This window comes from Chryseobacterium sp. RLHN22, from assembly GCF_051011795.1.
Lineage (GTDB): Bacteria > Bacteroidota > Bacteroidia > Flavobacteriales > Weeksellaceae > Chryseobacterium > Chryseobacterium zhengzhouense.
The window spans coordinates 1-17,036 of record NZ_JBPCHW010000008.1 but is presented as its reverse complement, the minus strand read 5'-3'; the positions used below and the strand labels follow the sequence as shown (position 1 = coordinate 17,036).

Sequence of the window (17,036 nt, the reverse complement as noted above, 5' to 3'; positions counted from 1 at the left end):
CTTGCCTTATTGTTTATTATTCTTTTACTTGATTTCTGAAAGCTATAATTTGATTCATTAAGCTATGACTTTCATTATATAATTTATAAAATTCTTCTTCTGAAATATATTTTCTATTTTTTGCTTTGTAAAGACAAGTTACTACTTCCGCTAATGATCTAATAGAGTATCCTAAAAATTTTCTGAACTCTAGTTTTGATTTTAAAATACTTCCTTCAGAAATATTTAATGCAATGGAATCGGAAGCTCTTCTAATTTGGGAAGTTAAATTAAAAGCTTCATCTTTTGGAAATTTTAGAGTAAGTTTATAAATACTTTCTCCAAAATCCATAGACTTTTGCCAAATAACTAACTTTTCAAATTTAAAACTCATTTTATTTGTGTTGAATACTAATCTTGAACTTCCAAACCGATATGTCTTCCATCATCCAGCTTCAAACTTACTACCTAATTCAATTTTTTATTTTCCACTCTTGTGGTTTTCTCAACTTTAAAAGCACGAATCGGGTCATTGTAATACACAAACTTCGCTGTGTTTTTTACGTTTCCCTTCAGTGAATCTTTTACATTCACTTCTGCATAGTTTCCGTTTTGAGAATCTAAATTCAGATTCACAATCTTCCAATATGGAGCAATCAAACTCGCTGTATCTGAAATTTTAATGACTGCATCTTTAGTTTCACCCAAAAAATTAGCTCGACTTCTGTTTTTCATATCGATTTCCGCCCTTCTTGTGTTGATTGACCCCATAAAAGTAGCGTAATTTTTTAAATTTAATCTAAAATTATCGGTTTTAATTTCACTCGAAATATTCATTTCCACAGAGTCTGAAAGCGACACTTTTTCTAAATTGTATTTTGAATAAATGGTCACATTATAGAAATCAATGCCTTTTACGCCTCTACTTTCTTTGATAGAAAGGGTTTTGTCATCCACATCAATATTAAGATTATCTGCAATGTTTGGATAGGTTTCTACTTCCACAAAATTCTTTGGTCCTTTTGCATAAAACACACGAAACTTTCCATCCAGATCAAGGTTGACAAATTCTTCGACATCGATTTCCTTTTTATCTAAATTTCCTTTTGGAGAAATTTTTCCGCAGGAAAATATAGCCAGTAAACTTACTCCTAAAATTATTTTTTTCATTACTTACTTTTTTTATAAAGCCAGGTCAGTTTTTTACCATCAATATTTTTCAGAAGCAAATATTTATTTTCAATCACAGAATAATTAAATTTTATGGGTTCGGGAAGATTAGAATACTGCATGATTAAAACATTATTTTTTAAAGTGTAAGTACCTTCACTGTTATTTTTACTTCCAATGGATGAAAAAGATAAATCTTTTTTAAATTCTATGATTCCGGTACCATATTCCTTATTAATATTATTCAGCATTTTTTCATCAACTTTATTTCTATCGCCTTCATTTATACTGATAAATTCCCATTGTGCAGCTATTGGTTCAGAGACCTTCACTTCGGAACACGACATTAACAAAACACATAAAATGATGAGATAAAATTTCATACAATTTAAATCACTTCGTCAATATTATAATTCTTGTGCTCTCTGTTGGTTCGGATAATCATTTCGCCCAAAAATCCTGCAATAAAAAGCAAAGTTCCCATCAGCATCATCGTTAAAGCGATATAAAACCAAGGATTATTGGTAATTAAATGCCCATAAATTCCTCTTGCAACATCGATCAGTTTTGAAACGCCCAACCAAAGTGCAGAAAGAAATCCGATAATGAACATCAACGTTCCCACCGCTCCGAAGAAATGCATGGGCCTTCCTCCGAATCTACTTACAAACCAAAGCGTTACCAAATCTAAAAAGCCGCGAACAAATCTTTCAGTACCGAATTTTGAAGTTCCGTAAGGTCTTGCCTGATGTGGTACTTCTTTTTCAGTAATTCTTCTGAAACCAGCATTGGCAGCCAAAACAGGAATGTATCGGTGCATATCTCCATAAACGTCAATCGATTTTACTACCTGTTTTTTATAGGCTTTCAAACCACAGTTGAAGTCATGCAGATAAACTCCCGAAACCTTTCTCGCTGCCGCATTGAAAAGTTTTGAAGGAATATTTTTAGTCATTACATTATCAAAACGCTTCTTTTTCCAACCGGACACAATGTCGTAATTGTCTTCCGTCACCATTCTGTACAGTTCAGGAATCTCCTCCGGAAAATCCTGAAGATCAGCATCCATGGTAATCACAACATCACCGTTGGTTTTTTCAAAAGCGGCATGTAAAGCCTGAGATTTCCCGTAATTTCTGGAAAATTTTATTCCGTGAATTTGCGGGTACTGAACTTTCATGTTCTCGATAATACTCCACGAAAGATCGGTACTTCCGTCATCTACAAACCAGACCTCATACGATAAGTTATTGATTTTGCACGTGTTATCAATTCTCGAAAAAAGCTCTTCAAGAGAAGCTTCCTCGTTCAGTAACGGAATAACTATAGATAAATTCATTTAATTTTAATAAAAATTTAGGCTTGATTAGGCTCTTCCGGCTGAGTTGTTTTTGTTCTGAAAAACGCTCCGAAAAAGACAGACAAAATTACGTAAAATATAAGAATTGCCGCAAAGTATCCTGAAAAATGACTCGCCGTCAACATATCTTTTCCTTTTACAACCTTAGGATCAAACCTTTGAAGCCCTTCTTTATATTTTTGCTCAAGCTCATCGATGTCTTTCTGGTGTTTGAGAATCTTCTTTGCAGACTGATATTCTTTATCCAATTCAGATTTTTGTCTTGTTACATATTGGTAATTTAACAGCTTTTTTGCATCGGTATCCACAAAATTTAAGAAAGAAAAAATGCTAATTATCGATAATATACCACCAATAAACATCGGAGTAAAAGCTCTTTTAAAAGCTTCTCTGAATCCCATTCTATGAGTGTTCCATATTGATTTTACCGACCAGAAAGCAGTTAATGCATAAATCACAGGCAAAACGAACGCATTGACTTTCAATGTAGTATCGAAATATTCAACGCCGGAGAAAAAAGAATATACTACAAAAAAGATGATCATTGTAGCAATAAAAAGGATAATTCCTAAGGTAGTCGGACTTTTAGTCATGTTTAAAAAATTTTACAAAAAGATGAAAAATTATTAACTTAAATTTCAGCAAATTAGCTTAAATTCTCGGTTTTTCCATCTGTTTTTCTGCTTTACAGTTTTGAAGTTTAATATTAATTCCTATCTTTGCAACGGCAAGTCCTAAACAACCAGCTCCTGAGAATCCTCCAGGGTGGGAACGCAGCAAAGGTAATCGGTTGTAGCGGTGTGATTTAGGTAGCTTGCCATTTTTTATTTATTTAAGTTAAGAGATTAAGCAGATTTTATAAATTACTTAATCTCTTAATTTTTTTATATCTCGAAGCTTTCTCCCAATTTTGGTAAAACCAGTTCAACACTCTTCTCAGCAAAATGTTTCGCAGCACTTTCGTGATTGATCTCAATTGCCGGGAAAGTATCAAAATGACATCCAATTACTTTCGGAGTTTTTAATAATTCTGATGCTGCAAAAGCTGCCTTTCTTGCACACATTGTATAATGACCACCAATAGGAAGGATTGACAAGTTTAAATTTCCATATAATGCTGGAAACAGCTGCATATCTGCCATAACTCCTGTATCTCCCGCCAAATATACATTCTTACCTTCCGGAAGTCTGAAAATATATCCTACAGGAACACCACCGTAAGTTCCGTCCGGAAACGAACTTGTATGATGAGCCGGAACCATAGAAATTTTTAAATCATCGATTTTTGCTGAACCTCCAAGGTTTACATCATCTGTATTTTTTGCATTTTTAAAATACGCGCAGATTTCCGGCTGACCGATAATGGTTGCTTCAGGGTAATGTTGCAAAACCTCTCCTACATCTGCAATATGGTCTCCGTGAGCGTGCGTTAATAAAATATAATCGATTTTCTGAGCAGTGATATCAAAACCTGATTCTGCTTTTTTGTAATTGTAAAAAGGATCGCAAAGAATGTTTTTTTCTTTGTAAGTGAACAGGAAACAGTTTTGTCCTAAGTATTGTATTTTCATTTTTAATTTATTTTTGAATATTTATTTTTTACCACGAATTATACAAATTTTTTTCACAAATTTCACTAATTTAAATTGTGTCATTAGTGAAGAATTTGTGCTATTTGTGTTTATTTAGATGGGAATTTATCCTCAATCAGTCTAAGGTTAATTCCATGTTCAAGATACGCTTTGCAGCCATCTAAAACCGTTGTAAAACCTCCTGTATTATCATTGATTACTGCTAAAAGTTCGTCTCCGGTTTGAGAATACCCATAGCTTTTGATAATGACTAAAGTTCCTTTTTCCATTTCTTTGAACTCATAATCAACATTTGTTGCAGGACTTCCCCATTCTGTTTTTATCATTTGATTTGGAATAATCTGATGAACTTTCACTTCAGATTTTGCTCCGTACATTTCCCATTCCCAAAGGATTGTTTCACCTTCTACGAGTTTTCCGCTTGATTTGGTAAACCAAAAATGGGTCGTGATTTCCGGATTGATAAACGCTTCGAAAACTTCGTTGATTGGTTTTCTGATGAGCATCTGAGACTGAACAAATATTTTAGATTCCATAAAAGAAATTTTTAGCCAAAATAATTAAGACCTATAGCCGTTAAAACAGCCATCATTAAAGTCATTATCCCCACTTGCTTCAAAAATGGATCAAATTGCTTCGGTTCTTTTACAGCCATGATGCTTCTTCTCAGTTTCGCCACAGGAAATAAAAGAATCATCACGATAAACACGTAATATTTTTGGAGCTGAATGAAATTATTTATTCCTAAAAAGATAAGAATCAAGATCAACGGAAGTTGTAATAAAACCATTTCATAAATCATGGCGTTCTTAAAGCCAATTCTCAATGCAAGACTATTTTTACCTGATAATCTGTCGCTTTCGATATCCCTCATGTTGTTCAAGTTCAGAACTGCCATACTCATCATTCCGATGGCTGTTCCCGGTAAAAGAATATCCCAAGAAAAAGTTTTTGTAAAAAGAAAATAACTTCCACAAACCGAAACCAGACCGAAGAATATAAAAACAAAAACATCTCCCAATCCCATATATCCGTACGGTTTTTTACCGACCGTGTAACCAATTGCTGCTAAAATACTCGCTACTCCCAATCCGATGAAAATATAAAATTCATTCATGAATTCAGGGATAAAAGCGATGTACAGAAGTGCGACAGTTGCTACAAAAGACAAAATAGAAAAAAGAATTACCGCATTTTTCATTTGTTTTGCTGTAATTTTTCCTGATGCAACAGCTCTTGCTTCTGCTTCTCCGATTCTTTTGGCATCAGTTCCTTTTACTCCGTCTCCATAATCATTCGCATAGTTCGATAAAACCTGATACAGTAAAGTTACCAAAAGTGCCAGAGCAAAAATTTTCCAGTCCCAAGTTCCTCCATCTTCTCTGAGTCTCCATTTTGCAATGAAAGATCCCATAATAATTCCGCTTAACGATAACGGTAACGTTCTAAGCCTTGCGGCTTTTATCCATTCAGACATAATTTATAATTGATGATTGATAATTGATCAATAATATTATCAATCGATTATCATTTATTTTTTGACGTTTCTATTTTATAAATGCAGTAATTAAGCAGTTTTTTCAACTTTACAAAATTTAAAGCAACTATTTTAAATCGCCCTGCAGAGGTATAAAAAGTGATACTTCCCAAGTTTGTTTTCCTTTGCCAAAAATACTGAGAAATTTTCACAGTCTGAAGTTTTTCGACCTCAAAAGTTCGGTGATCGATATCCCAGATTCCAGATTTCAGTCTGATAAATCTTTCATTGTAAAATAATCTTAAATTCCTGAAAGAAATCAGAATAAAAAATTCAATCAAAACGATATAGATAACTGCTAAAAACCAATAGTTTATAAATAATTCTTTCTCGATAAAGAAGACCAAAATCAATGGCAGAATAATCCACTGAAAAGTATTGACGATAATTAATCTGAAATTCGGTTTTAAGAAATTTTCAAAAACAGGATTTTCTTTCCAAATTGTAGAAATCAGTTTTTCTTTTTCGAAATTATTAATTCCGGGAACAGCAGCAACATTTTTCTCATCTTCCTCTTCATTTTTACCGATTTGAAGGAATTTCACATAAGAAATTTTCATTTTCTTCTGAATCCAGTTCTGAGTTTCGGTAATAACCTGAACTTTTGATTTGTTGACGATTGAGTTTCTGGTATTAAACAAACCATATTCAAAAGAAAAACTCTGATTGTTTTCTGTAATTTTAAAATTGAAAAATTTAATGATGGTACGGATTGCATTAATAATGATTCCGACCAGAATAACAATCAAAACAATCCCTAAAATGACGGGAATAGAAAATGCGAGAAACTTAGCTTCAACAGTGTCGTAATCCAGTTCTGTTTCAAACTCAATCTTTTTCAGCACATTACTGAGTTCGGAAAACCCATAAATCAGTAAGCTGACCATCGCCAGAAAACTCCTGACATAATTTGCCGTTATTCCGTATTTTAAAATACTTGCGGTTGAAATTTTAAGGGAACGAGGTTCTTTAATTCCTTCATTATCTAAAATATTATCTGTTTTTTCTACAGATTGTTCAAAAGCAGTTTCCGTTAAAAGATATTTTTTAAGGTCAATTGCATTCTGTTTCGTTAATGCTGAAATTTTCACCTCTTTTTCAGAACTTCCGGGAGTGTCGATTTCAAGTTTATAAATATTAAAAAACCGATGAATAAAAGGTTGAGAAATATTAACCTCCTGAATGTTTTTCTTTTTGATTTTGGTTACCGATGTGTTGATAATTCCTTCATGAATAACGAATTCCTCATTCTCTTCATCGATGTAATATTTAAAATGAAAATATTGTAAAACTGCCGAAACAATCAGAATTAAAAGTGCTGCAATAATTGCAACAATAATCATCCACAACTCTACTTTTTCCTTTTTAACGAAGAAAAGAACAATTAAAACCCATAGATTTTTAACCATCATCCCTGTATTGTAGAGGAATAGTAAAATAATACCTGTTTTCGATTGTCTTTGAGGCTGAAAAAAAGAATTATGCGTCTCTTCCATCTTCTGTTTTTTCTGCTGAAATAGTTCCGCGAATGTGATGATTAATTCCTTCCGCAATCTCTTCAGGCAAGCCGTTTATCGTAATATCTCCGCCACTTACCCCGGCTGTAAAAACGGCAATTGATTTTAAGTTTAATATTCTTGAAAACCAGCCTTGTTCAACTTTTACATGCTGAATTCTGTTGAAAGGAACGATGATAATGCTTCTTTTCAACCAACCGTATTGGTATACCAAGTCTTTTTCACGAACTGCATATTTCCTGAATTTGAAACCAATCAATGCATTTAGAAAAAGAAAGGCGATCATCAAAAAGATTCCGATAATAATTCCCCAAACCTGAAGCAGACTCAAATTGAAATAAAAGAAATAAAAGGCTACAGCAATGGCTCCGATTATAAAAATCGAAAATAAGCCTAAATTAAATAATATAATTTTGAGATATTTTGGTGAGACCGCAGTTAACTTCAGATCGCTGAAATCGGGAACTTTAAGGTCGAAAATCTGAGGGTTTTGAAAGTTTTGATTCATAATAAAGAGCTCTCGCAGATTTTGCAGATGACGCAGATTATTTTTTTTATTTACTAAATTTGAAATAATTTTTTTTTGAATAACCATTATTTATCATCCTTGGATTTTAACCACGAAGCACACTGAAGATTTCACAAGGAACACAAAGTTGTGAACTTAGTGGATAACCTTAGTGTACTTTGTGGTAAAACAATCATGATCACAGCAAACAGCATTTAATTATCATATTGCGAAAAATCAGATAATTATTCAAACAAAATAATAGGTAATGAAATTGCTCATTACCTATCACCTATTATTTATCTTAAGAAATCCACTTATCTTTTCCGAAGTCAGGCTTTCTTTTTTCTAGGAAGGCATTTCTTCCTTCTTTTGCTTCTTCGGTCATGTATGCCAAACGCGTTGCTTCACCTGCGAAAACCTGCTGACCCACCATTCCGTCGTCGGTAAGGTTCATCGCGAATTTCAGCATTCTGATGGAAGTCGGAGATTTTGCTAAAATTTCCTGAGCCCATTCGTAGGCTGTGTCTTCAAGTTCATCGTGAGGAATTACAGCATTTACCATTCCCATATCGAAAGCTTCCTGCGCTGAATAATTTCTTCCCAAAAAGAAAATCTCACGTGCTTTTTTCTGACCAACCATTTTTGCTAAATAAGCAGAACCGTAACCTCCGTCGAAACTCGTTACATCTGCGTCTGTCTGCTTGAAAATAGCGTGTTCTTTACTTGCCAAAGTCAAATCACAAACCACATGAAGCGAGTGTCCTCCACCTACAGCCCAACCCGGAACAACAGCAATTACCGCTTTCGGCATAAAACGAATTAAACGCTGAACTTCCAGAATATTCAAACGATGTCTTCCGTCTTCTCCTACATAACCTTGATGACCTCTTGCTTTTTGGTCACCTCCGCTACAGAAAGCCCAACCGCCGTCTTTCTGGCTTGGTCCTTCTCCTGAAAGCAAAACCACGCCAATCGTAGGATCTTCTGATGCATCATAAAAAGCATCATATAATTCTGAAGTTGTTTTTGGTCTGAATGCATTACGCACTTCCGGTCTGTTGAAAGCGATTCTTGCTACGCCGTTGCATTTTTTATAAGTAATATCTTCGTATTCCTTTACGGTTTTCCACTCGATCATTTTGTAAAAATTTTTCCCAAATATACGGAATTGGGGACAGAGTTTGACATGGGTAATGAGTAATATTGATTCAGTTAAAATATTTCAACAGGTTTTTATTGTTTGTATATTTGATATTCACATATTCATACTGAATGAAAACATCCTTTACTTTTTTATTTCTCTTACTAACAGCTCATATTTTTGCCTGTAAATGCAACACATCAGACCTTGAGAATTCTTTTAAAAATGCTGACATTGTATTCATTGGTAATGTATATGATATTAATACTTCTTACAAGACAGGTTATTGGAATGTCGAAAATTCTCTTTCAAAAGTAAAAATTGATAAGGTTTACAAATCTTTAGGTGATGATTTTAAAAGTACAGAAATTACTTTTTTTGGACAGCAGTTTAATTCTTGTGATTTTATATTCAAAGAAAAAGGAAAATATTTGATTTTTGGATATTTTGATCCTGATACAACTTTTTTTTATACAAGTCTTTGCTCTGCAACAAAGTTAACCGAGTCTTTAGATAAAAACGATTATCTTTTCCTTGAACGACTTAGTAAAGAGGATAAATTAAAAGAAATCAATGATGCTGGATCAGAAGCTGACATTATTGATTTTATAGACAGGTATCCTCATAGAGATGTTACTAATTTAAAGCTGAGTAATGAAAATCTTTCTAAAAAAATTGAGAAGCAAAGGATTTTCTTTATTGCAGTTATTTCGGTTTTATTGTTTGTTATTTTATTTTCGATCTGGATGTACCAAAAAAAAGAAATAGTAAATTATTAAATCTAATCAATGAAAATTTTCAACTTTTTTATCTACTTGCTAATTATAGCTCTCACTTTATTTTCCTGCAAGAAAAATACTTCTTTTGATATGTGCAAAATATGTGGTGAATGGAATATTAAAAGTGATGCGATGGAAACAGGAGAAATTTTGATTTTTAATACTGATAACAATTTTACTTATAAAAGTGTTGGTCATATTACAGAATCTTTTTCTCAAGGAAACTGGAAAATAAAAGAAAACACTTTAATTCTAAATTCCATTATGCCAAAAGAATGCTTTTATACACTTTCATTTGGTGGAAAATGTAAATCTTCACATCTTCTTAAAGATGAGTTAATCGACAAAACAATTTCAGAATGTGAACCTTCAGCTTTAAATAAATTTTATGTCGAATTTAAAAACTCAAAATTTTTGATCAAGGAAGATTCGTTAATTTATCAAACAACTAATAAAAGCTGTGAAGGAGTTCCAGAAAAAAATTATTTTACATCGTTAAAAAATTAAAGTCGACTCTCACGAATCAGCCTTTCAATTACAATTTATCCAAAATCTTTTTTGGAAGAACTTTCTCCAATTGTTTTTTATATTCTGCATCGGCAAAAACCACTTTCCATTTTTTCTTGTCTTTTGAAACAGCAACCATTTTCATCGGAACGTTGATTACATAAGCGCCATCTTTAGAAAGATATTCTACGCTGCCTTTCCCGTATTTTTTAGTTAGTATTTCTGAGATTGTTTTTTCATTTCCTCATTCATCGAACTTACGTCAGCTTTTAACTTTAAGTAATAGCTTGAAATGGAAAAATTTTCTCCATCCACCAAATTCGAGTTTACCTATGGAAATAAATTTCATATCTAAAACATCAATTTTTACAAACGGATTGTTGTAGTGATATTAAGTATCTTTTTTAGCTATCCTTTTTTACGATTGTAAAAGGTGAAACTTTCTATCACTTTTTAATAAAAGATTTTACAAGAATTGAATGTGATTTATTTATAATTCTTATTATATATTTTCCAGAAATTAAATTACGTATATCAATCATTTCTTTTTCCAGATTCGTTGATAATATTATTTTTCCAGTCATATCAAATATTTCAATTTTTTCAATTTTTTCTTTGGATTTTATTTTCAGAAAATCACTACATGGGTTAGGGTAGAGAATTAATTCACTATTCAGTTCAGTTTCTGATGTATTTAAGATGATATTACTTGTATTATAGAGTATATCTATTCCTCTATTATAGTTTGCTATAACTACATCTTTTTTGCCATCATTATTAATATCACCAATAGCCAACCCATCTTCATCGTAACTACTTGCATACGGTAAATCAAACATTTGATAATTGCTATAGTTACCTAAATTATTTTGAGTATAAGTGCTTAGTTTTACCCAGCCTCCATGAACGGTTACAATTTCATTTTTACCATCATTATTCAAGTCGCCTATTTTAATAGCTTCTGGCAACTCATATGCGGGTATTTCGCCTTGATCAACGTATAGATTTGGACTACTCGTTTGATGTAAAATTCTTATTTTAGATGTATTATTAGGTCCTCTGCTCAAAACAACATCTTTTTTTCCATCATTATTAACATCTCCAACAGCGAGCCCATTAAACAACAATTGTCCGATATCAAAAACAATTGGTATAGGATTAATACCTGTGTTTGTGTTGAGATAAGTATATAATTTGAAAAATGCAGGAGCTTGTAAAACTAAATCATTTTTTCCATCATTATTCATATCTCCAATTTCCATATTTGCCATTGCAACATATTGGTTAAATAAATAGGGCTTAGTAATTATTACATTTTGAAATACTCCTGAAGCACTTTGATAAAAAACTTCAATAGATAAATAATGAGATATGATCATATCATTTTTACCATCATTATTCATATCTGCAATCCTTACTCTTTCTAATCTGCCTGAGACTGGAGTTGAAACTAAGGGATTAAAAGTATTATTTGAGTTCTGATAAAATATTCCAAATTTTGAAGTTGATACAGGAGATTGCAAACCAATAAGAATATCATTTAATCCATCCTGATTAAGATCGCCAATATCAATGGAGCTTATTTCCAAATAATTAACCGCATAAGAATATTGCACTGGATCAGCAAGTGTTCCGTTTGTGTTTTGTAAATAAACTAGAATTGAATAATTATTTGGATGTTGCCAATGTGAGGTCAGCCCTAAAACCACATCATTTAAGCCATCATTATTCAAGTCTCCAATTTTTACAACATGAGGCCATGAACCCGTCCATTTGTTTTCAACAGGTGCAAAGCTAATTTGTGAATGTAGTTTGATGAAGAGAAATAAAAATATAATAAATTTTGATTTCATAATTTGTTCTTTAATTAAATTATTATTCGTTATCTGTATAAATAAATTACAATTTATCTAAAATCTTTTTTGGAAGAACTTTCTCCAATTGTTTTTTATATTCTGCATCGGCAAAAACCACTTTCCAGTTTTTCTTGTCTTTTGAAATGGCGACCATTTTCATCGGAGCATTGATAACATAAGCGCCTTCTTTAGCAAGATATTCCACGCTGCCTTTTCCGTATTTTTTAGTCAGCATTTCGGAGATCGATTTTTTCATTTCATCATTCATCGAACTTACGTCAGCTTTTAACTTTAAGTAATAGCTTGAAATGGAGAAATTTTCTTCATCCACCAATTCGGGTTTTCCTACTGAAATAAATTTCATGTCTAAAACATCAATCTTTACAAATGGATTGTTGTAGGTCATGTTCAGCATTTGGGTGAACTGTTCTTTATTCACAACCGTGAAAAATTTAGGGTAAAAACAATCTACTGTCTGATCTATTTTCTTGTATTTAATGGTATTTGCAAAATAGACCAGTGATTTTCTGATGGCCTGATCCTCCGCATTTGCTTTTGTCTGCGCAAAAGAAATCAGAGAAAAGAGTATAAAGAATGCGGTAATGAATCTTGTTTTCATTTTAGATTTAATTATTTATATGAAACCTCGCATATTTTGAAAACCTGTGAGGTTTAAAGATTTAAAAGTAATAAAAAAACCGCCTTTCACAAGACGGTTTAAGATATTTTTATGAATGTTGATTAAGGTACTTTTACCAATTCAACATCAAAAATTAACCAAGCGTTTGGCGGAATTACTCCTCCTGCACCTCTTTCTCCATAAGCCATTGCCGGTGGAATCAATAAAGTAGCCGTTTCTCCTTCTTTCAACAACAAAATTCCTTCATCCCAACCTTTGATTACTCTACCTGTTCCTACAGGGAACTCTAGAGGTTCGTTTCTTTTGAATGAAGAATCAAATTCAGTCCCGTTTGTCAATTTACCTGCATAGTGCACCTGAACATTATCTCCAGCTTTTGCAGCTTTCCCTTCAGTTTTCTTAGTGATTTTGTAATAAAGACCGGATTCTGTAACCTGCATTCCAGCTTTTAATTCTTCCAAAGCTTTCTTTGCTTCAGCCTCAGCTTTTTCAGCCATTGCTTTGTTGTTAGCAGCGATTTTATCTTTTCCTTCGTTGAACGTTTTTGCAGCATCGTAGTTTTTGTACTCATCACCTTTGCTGAAAATGTTCACTTTTTCAAGAACGATATCAGTTTTTGGCTTATCCTGAGCACCTTTCTCAACTGCAACGATAGAATCAATCACTTCAGTTCCTTTCACCACAGATCCGAAAATCGTGTGTCTTCCGTCTAACCAAGGTGTAGCAACTTCAGTAATGAAAAACTGAGAACCATTGGTGTTTGGTCCTGAATTCGCCATTGAAAGAATACCTTTTCCTGTATGTTTAAGATCATTTTTCTCGTCTTCAAATTTATATCCAGGATCTCCCATTCCTGTTCCCTGAGGATCACCTCCCTGAATCATGAAATCTTTAATCACTCTGTGGAAAATAGTTCCGTCATAAAAAGGAACTCCTTTCGCTTTCGATTTGTTATCGATTTTACCTTCTGCAAGACCAACAAAATTAGCCACAGTTACCGGTGATTTTTTGTCTTCAAACTTTACAATCATATTACCTTTTGTAGTCTGAAGATTAGCATAAAGTCCGTCTTTAAGCCCTTCGTAAGTTTCTTTGTCTACGTTCATCTTTTTATAAATTGGAGTACAGCTTAAAAGCGAAACGCTTGCCGCTGCTAAGATTATATTTTTGTTTAAAATTTTCATTTACAGTGCTTTTAATTTTATAATTAAAGGAATATCGTTATCAATTTTATTTTGGTCACCATACGTTCCGTAGGCTAATGAAGATGGAACAAGAAGTGTTACTTCTTCCCCATTTTTCATATATCGAAGTGCATTTTCAACGGCTTTAAGCTCATCAAAATGTCCGAATCTTGCGTTTTCTCTGCTGATGGATTTATCGTAGATTTTAGTCTGATCAAAATCGTAAAGATCATACGAATAAGAAATTGGCGAATCATCGGGTCTCCTTTCTCTATGATCGAAACCTTCCACATTCGTCCAGTAATTAAGCTGTGTCGGAAAGAATTCCTCGTTCTGACCTTTAATCCAGTCCTGAATCTGCTGTCTTTCAATCATATTGAGATTTTTCATACGATTTCTGGAAACATCAAGGTCACTCTGGCTCAAAACACCACCTACCGGAGGATGCACCGGATTATTTCTTTTGCAGCTTGCTAAGCTTAAAACAGATATGAAGACTAATTTTTTCATAAAAACTTTTGCGAAAATAAGCATTTCGGGAATGACTAACAAAAGTTGTTGAATATATTGAATGCGAATCTTAAAACATATATAATAATTAGAGCGTAAATCTTGAAAAATACATTTTTATGCTCTCGCCGATTTAGCTGATGACGCAGATTTTTCTACAAAGTTAAATCTGTACAATCTACGAGAGAAAAAATTATTTATTAGAAGTGGATAACAAAAAAGCCGGGAAATGTTCCCGACTTTATATTGATATTTTAATTCTAAAATTAAACTGTTTCCATAACGTGATCAACCAAAACTCTCCATCCGAACGGATCTTCAGAAAGGTTTGTCTGCAAATTAACCAAATCATTTTTAAGAATTACTGCATAGCTCTCTTCATCAGAAAGTCTTGGCAATTCCAACTTTTCTCCGTTATACCCTAAAGCCTGGAAAACAGTAGTTACAACTGCAGTTCCCACTCCCCAAACTTCTTTTAAAGTTCCGTTTTTCTGAGCTTCTACAACATCTTTCACTTTTACCGGCTCTACTTTCACTTCAATTCCTCTCTTTTTAGCTAATTGAATGAAGCTGTCTCTCGTAACCCCGTCAAGAATTTTTTCAGAAGTCGGTGGCGTATAAATGGTATCATTGATTCTTACAAAAACATTCATTGTTCCACTCTCTTCAAAATATTCGTGAGTAGCATCATCTGTCCAGATAATCTGCTCATAACCTTCTTCGATAGCCAATTGTGTTGGGTAAAAAGAAGCAGCATAATTACCCGCCGCTTTAGCAGAACCTACTCCTCCGCTTGCCGCTCTTGAATAGTGATCTGAAATTTTTACAGAAACAGGTTCTGTATAGTACATTTTAGCAGGTGTTGCAACAATTGCAAACATATATTTATTAGCTACTCTTGCTTTTAAAGCTTCTTCTGTAGCAAAAATTAAAGGTCTGATGTATAAAGACATTCCTTCACCTTCCGGGATCCAGTCTCTGTCGATATCAACCAATACTTTCAAGCCATCCAAAAACATTTCTTCAGTAACTTCCGGCATAGCCAGACGTTTTGCAGATTTATTGATACGTTCAAAATTCTTTTCGGGCCTGAAAAGGAAAACCTGTCCGTCTTTATCTTTGTAGGCTTTCATTCCTTCAAAGCAAGCCTGTCCGTAATTCACACCCATCATGGCTGGGGAAAATTGTAGCGGACCATAAGGAACCAATTTTACATCACCCCACCTCCCATTTTCATACTCGCAAATGATCATATGATCAATAAAAGTATTTCCAAAAGAAAAGTTATTCGGATCGAATGTAGAAATTCTGGAGTTTTCTGTTTTTTGAATTATCATTTCTTAAAATTTTTATGATGTTCGACAAATTTAACATAATTTTTTAAATATAAAAATTTTAGTTTAAATTTGAAAAAAATTACTTTGAAAAGAGAGATTAAAACGACAAACGACGGAAGCAAAACATTGTTTATCAACGAATTAAATGAAAACTATCACTCCCATCACGGAGCACTTCAGGAAGCTGAACACGTGTTTATTAAAAATGGACTAAATTTAATAAATGATTGCGAAATTAATATTTTAGAACTCGGTTTCGGCACAGGTTTGAATGTTTTGGTGACAATTAATGAATATTTAAAAACTGACAAAAATCATGACATCCATTATTTTACGCTCGAGAAATACCCAATAAATACATCGGAAATAGAAAATCTGGCATATTTTGAGCTTTTTGATAACCCAGAGTTAAAAAATATTTATCAAAAAATTCATCAGATTGAATGGGAAAAATCAGTTGAAATTATTAAAGGATTTAATTTGCATAAGATTCAATGTGATTTTTTTGAACTCAAAAACATTGATCTGCCAAAGATTAATCTTGTTTATTACGATTGTTTCGGAGCAAGAGTTCAGCCCGATCTTTGGGAAAAACCTTTGTTTGAAATGGTCTCCGACAAAATGTCTGTCAACGGACTGTTAACAACCTATTCATCTAAAGGAAGTGTGAGAAGAATTTTGGAGGAGCTTCATTTTAAAGTTGAAAAAAAACAAGGGCCTCCGGGAAAGAGAGAGATGATTAATGCAACGAAGTTATAAGTTTATAGTTATTGAATATAAAAAGTCTTTAATTTTTGTTGAAACTCGTAATCCATAACTCTAAACTTTTAACTATTTTTCTCTATTTTAGCTAAGCAAATTATTATTTATGATCGATAATATTAATGTAAGGGTTTATGCATGTGTTGTGAAAGACAAAAAAGTTCTTACACTATTTGAAGAATATGCGGGTGAACCTTTAATGAAGTTTCCCGGTGGCGGCTTGGAATATGGGGAAGGCTTAACCGACTGCCTGAAACGTGAATTTGAAGAAGAACTTAATGTACACATAGAAATTGTAGAGCATCTTTATACACAGGAAGATTTTTTGGTATCAAGGTTTAAAGATAATGAGCAACTTCTTACCATATATTATATAGTAAAAATAATAAACGAGGAAGATTTTATTATCCTTGATCCGTGTATAGAAAAGATTGACTGGATAGAAATCAATGCAAAAGAAAACCCATTTTCTTTACCGGTAGACAAAATTGTCTTTGAAAAGCTAAAAGAAAAATTCCTGTAAACATTGGACTGCCCCCAAAAAGTTAGACACTTTTTAGGGGCATTTTATTTATGGGAATATCAAAATATAGTTTATCATTTAAGTTGAGTTGCATTGAAAGAATTGCAAAACATAATCTTTCGGTGCACTCT

Annotated in this window: 20 protein-coding genes and 1 other RNA gene; 5 read left to right on the top strand and 16 right to left on the bottom strand. The window is 32.9% G+C overall.

From position 1 onward, the window contains the following. Nucleotides 1–16 precede the first annotated feature (16 nt). The 5 genes from ACR1PN_RS09785 to ACR1PN_RS09765 form a co-directional block, all read right to left on the bottom strand. On the bottom strand, nucleotides 17–373 hold the full coding sequence (locus tag ACR1PN_RS09785; RefSeq protein ID WP_433979891.1) for a four helix bundle protein: 357 nt from the start codon (nucleotides 371–373) through the stop codon (nucleotides 17–19). Between the two features lie 74 nt (nucleotides 374–447). After that, on the bottom strand, nucleotides 448–1,149 hold the full coding sequence (locus ACR1PN_RS09780; RefSeq protein WP_433979890.1) for a GIN domain-containing protein: 702 nt from the start codon (nucleotides 1,147–1,149) through the stop codon (nucleotides 448–450). Beyond that, a complete protein-coding gene (locus ACR1PN_RS09775) occupies nucleotides 1,149–1,532 on the bottom strand; it encodes a hypothetical protein (protein ID WP_433979889.1) in 384 nt (127 codons plus the stop codon). The genes ACR1PN_RS09780 and ACR1PN_RS09775 overlap by 1 nt, the downstream gene beginning before the upstream one ends. 5 nt (nucleotides 1,533–1,537) lie before the next feature. After that, a complete protein-coding gene (locus ACR1PN_RS09770; RefSeq protein ID WP_433979888.1) occupies nucleotides 1,538–2,488 on the bottom strand; it encodes a glycosyltransferase family 2 protein in 951 nt (316 codons plus the stop codon). A 17-nt stretch (nucleotides 2,489–2,505) separates the two neighbouring features. Continuing rightward, a complete protein-coding gene (locus ACR1PN_RS09765) occupies nucleotides 2,506–3,102 on the bottom strand; it encodes a DUF4199 family protein (protein ID WP_433979887.1) in 597 nt (198 codons plus the stop codon). Nucleotides 3,103–3,234: 132 nt separating this feature from the next. Here ACR1PN_RS09765 and ffs point away from each other — a divergent pair. Beyond that, nucleotides 3,235–3,332, top strand: an RNA gene (gene ffs, locus ACR1PN_RS09760) — signal recognition particle sRNA small type. A 61-nt stretch (nucleotides 3,333–3,393) separates the two neighbouring features. Here the strand turns inward: ffs and ACR1PN_RS09755 are convergent. The 6 genes from ACR1PN_RS09755 to ACR1PN_RS09730 form a co-directional block, all read right to left on the bottom strand. Continuing rightward, nucleotides 3,394–4,080 carry a metal-dependent hydrolase gene (locus ACR1PN_RS09755; protein ID WP_433979886.1) on the bottom strand — a complete coding sequence of 229 codons (687 nt, stop codon included), beginning with the start codon at nucleotides 4,078–4,080 and terminating at the stop codon, nucleotides 3,394–3,396. A 110-nt stretch (nucleotides 4,081–4,190) separates the two neighbouring features. Then, complete coding sequence (locus ACR1PN_RS09750) at nucleotides 4,191–4,637, bottom strand: SRPBCC family protein (protein WP_433979885.1); 447 nt, start codon at nucleotides 4,635–4,637, stop codon at nucleotides 4,191–4,193. An 11-nt stretch (nucleotides 4,638–4,648) separates the two neighbouring features. Then, nucleotides 4,649–5,578, bottom strand: a complete 930-nt coding sequence (gene menA, locus ACR1PN_RS09745; protein ID WP_433979884.1) for a 1,4-dihydroxy-2-naphthoate octaprenyltransferase — start codon at nucleotides 5,576–5,578, stop codon at nucleotides 4,649–4,651. Between the two features lie 50 nt (nucleotides 5,579–5,628). After that, nucleotides 5,629–7,134, bottom strand: a complete 1,506-nt coding sequence (locus ACR1PN_RS09740) for a PH domain-containing protein (protein WP_433979883.1) — start codon at nucleotides 7,132–7,134, stop codon at nucleotides 5,629–5,631. Further along, nucleotides 7,118–7,663, bottom strand: coding sequence for a PH domain-containing protein (locus ACR1PN_RS09735; RefSeq protein ID WP_433979882.1), 546 nt, complete (start codon nucleotides 7,661–7,663; stop codon nucleotides 7,118–7,120). The genes ACR1PN_RS09740 and ACR1PN_RS09735 overlap by 17 nt, the downstream gene beginning before the upstream one ends. A gap of 304 nt (nucleotides 7,664–7,967) precedes the next feature. Next, complete coding sequence (locus ACR1PN_RS09730; protein WP_378177695.1) at nucleotides 7,968–8,804, bottom strand: 1,4-dihydroxy-2-naphthoyl-CoA synthase; 837 nt, start codon at nucleotides 8,802–8,804, stop codon at nucleotides 7,968–7,970. A gap of 134 nt (nucleotides 8,805–8,938) precedes the next feature. Between ACR1PN_RS09730 and ACR1PN_RS09725 the strand changes: the two genes are divergently transcribed. After that, complete coding sequence (locus tag ACR1PN_RS09725; protein ID WP_433979881.1) at nucleotides 8,939–9,586, top strand: hypothetical protein; 648 nt, start codon at nucleotides 8,939–8,941, stop codon at nucleotides 9,584–9,586. Between the two features lie 132 nt (nucleotides 9,587–9,718). Then, complete coding sequence (locus ACR1PN_RS09720) at nucleotides 9,719–10,093, top strand: hypothetical protein (RefSeq protein ID WP_433979880.1); 375 nt, start codon at nucleotides 9,719–9,721, stop codon at nucleotides 10,091–10,093. A 446-nt stretch (nucleotides 10,094–10,539) separates the two neighbouring features. Here the strand turns inward: ACR1PN_RS09720 and ACR1PN_RS09715 are convergent, their stop codons facing one another. The 5 genes from ACR1PN_RS09715 to ACR1PN_RS09695 form a co-directional block, all read right to left on the bottom strand. Continuing rightward, a complete protein-coding gene (locus tag ACR1PN_RS09715) occupies nucleotides 10,540–11,946 on the bottom strand; it encodes a T9SS type A sorting domain-containing protein (RefSeq protein WP_433979879.1) in 1,407 nt (468 codons plus the stop codon). A 46-nt stretch (nucleotides 11,947–11,992) separates the two neighbouring features. Then, the gene (locus ACR1PN_RS09710; protein WP_433979878.1) at nucleotides 11,993–12,568 is read right to left on the bottom strand and encodes a hypothetical protein; all 576 of its coding nucleotides are present in this window, start codon (nucleotides 12,566–12,568) and stop codon (nucleotides 11,993–11,995) included. Between the two features lie 122 nt (nucleotides 12,569–12,690). Beyond that, on the bottom strand, nucleotides 12,691–13,695 hold the full coding sequence (locus tag ACR1PN_RS09705) for a peptidylprolyl isomerase (RefSeq protein WP_433980038.1): 1,005 nt from the start codon (nucleotides 13,693–13,695) through the stop codon (nucleotides 12,691–12,693). Nucleotides 13,696–13,773: 78 nt separating this feature from the next. Further along, on the bottom strand, nucleotides 13,774–14,283 hold the full coding sequence (locus tag ACR1PN_RS09700; RefSeq protein ID WP_433979877.1) for an FKBP-type peptidyl-prolyl cis-trans isomerase: 510 nt from the start codon (nucleotides 14,281–14,283) through the stop codon (nucleotides 13,774–13,776). A gap of 266 nt (nucleotides 14,284–14,549) precedes the next feature. After that, nucleotides 14,550–15,620 (bottom strand): branched-chain amino acid aminotransferase, encoded by a 1,071-nt coding sequence (locus ACR1PN_RS09695; RefSeq protein ID WP_433979876.1) that lies wholly within the window; start codon nucleotides 15,618–15,620, stop codon nucleotides 14,550–14,552. Between the two features lie 84 nt (nucleotides 15,621–15,704). Between ACR1PN_RS09695 and mnmD the strand changes: the two genes are divergently transcribed. Both mnmD and ACR1PN_RS09685 read left to right on the top strand, forming a co-directional pair. Then, on the top strand, nucleotides 15,705–16,379 hold the full coding sequence (gene mnmD, locus ACR1PN_RS09690) for a tRNA (5-methylaminomethyl-2-thiouridine)(34)-methyltransferase MnmD (protein ID WP_433980037.1): 675 nt from the start codon (nucleotides 15,705–15,707) through the stop codon (nucleotides 16,377–16,379). Nucleotides 16,380–16,488: 109 nt separating this feature from the next. Continuing rightward, nucleotides 16,489–16,905, top strand: coding sequence for an NUDIX hydrolase (locus ACR1PN_RS09685; protein ID WP_433979875.1), 417 nt, complete (start codon nucleotides 16,489–16,491; stop codon nucleotides 16,903–16,905). The last annotated feature ends 131 nt before the right edge of the window (nucleotides 16,906–17,036 follow it).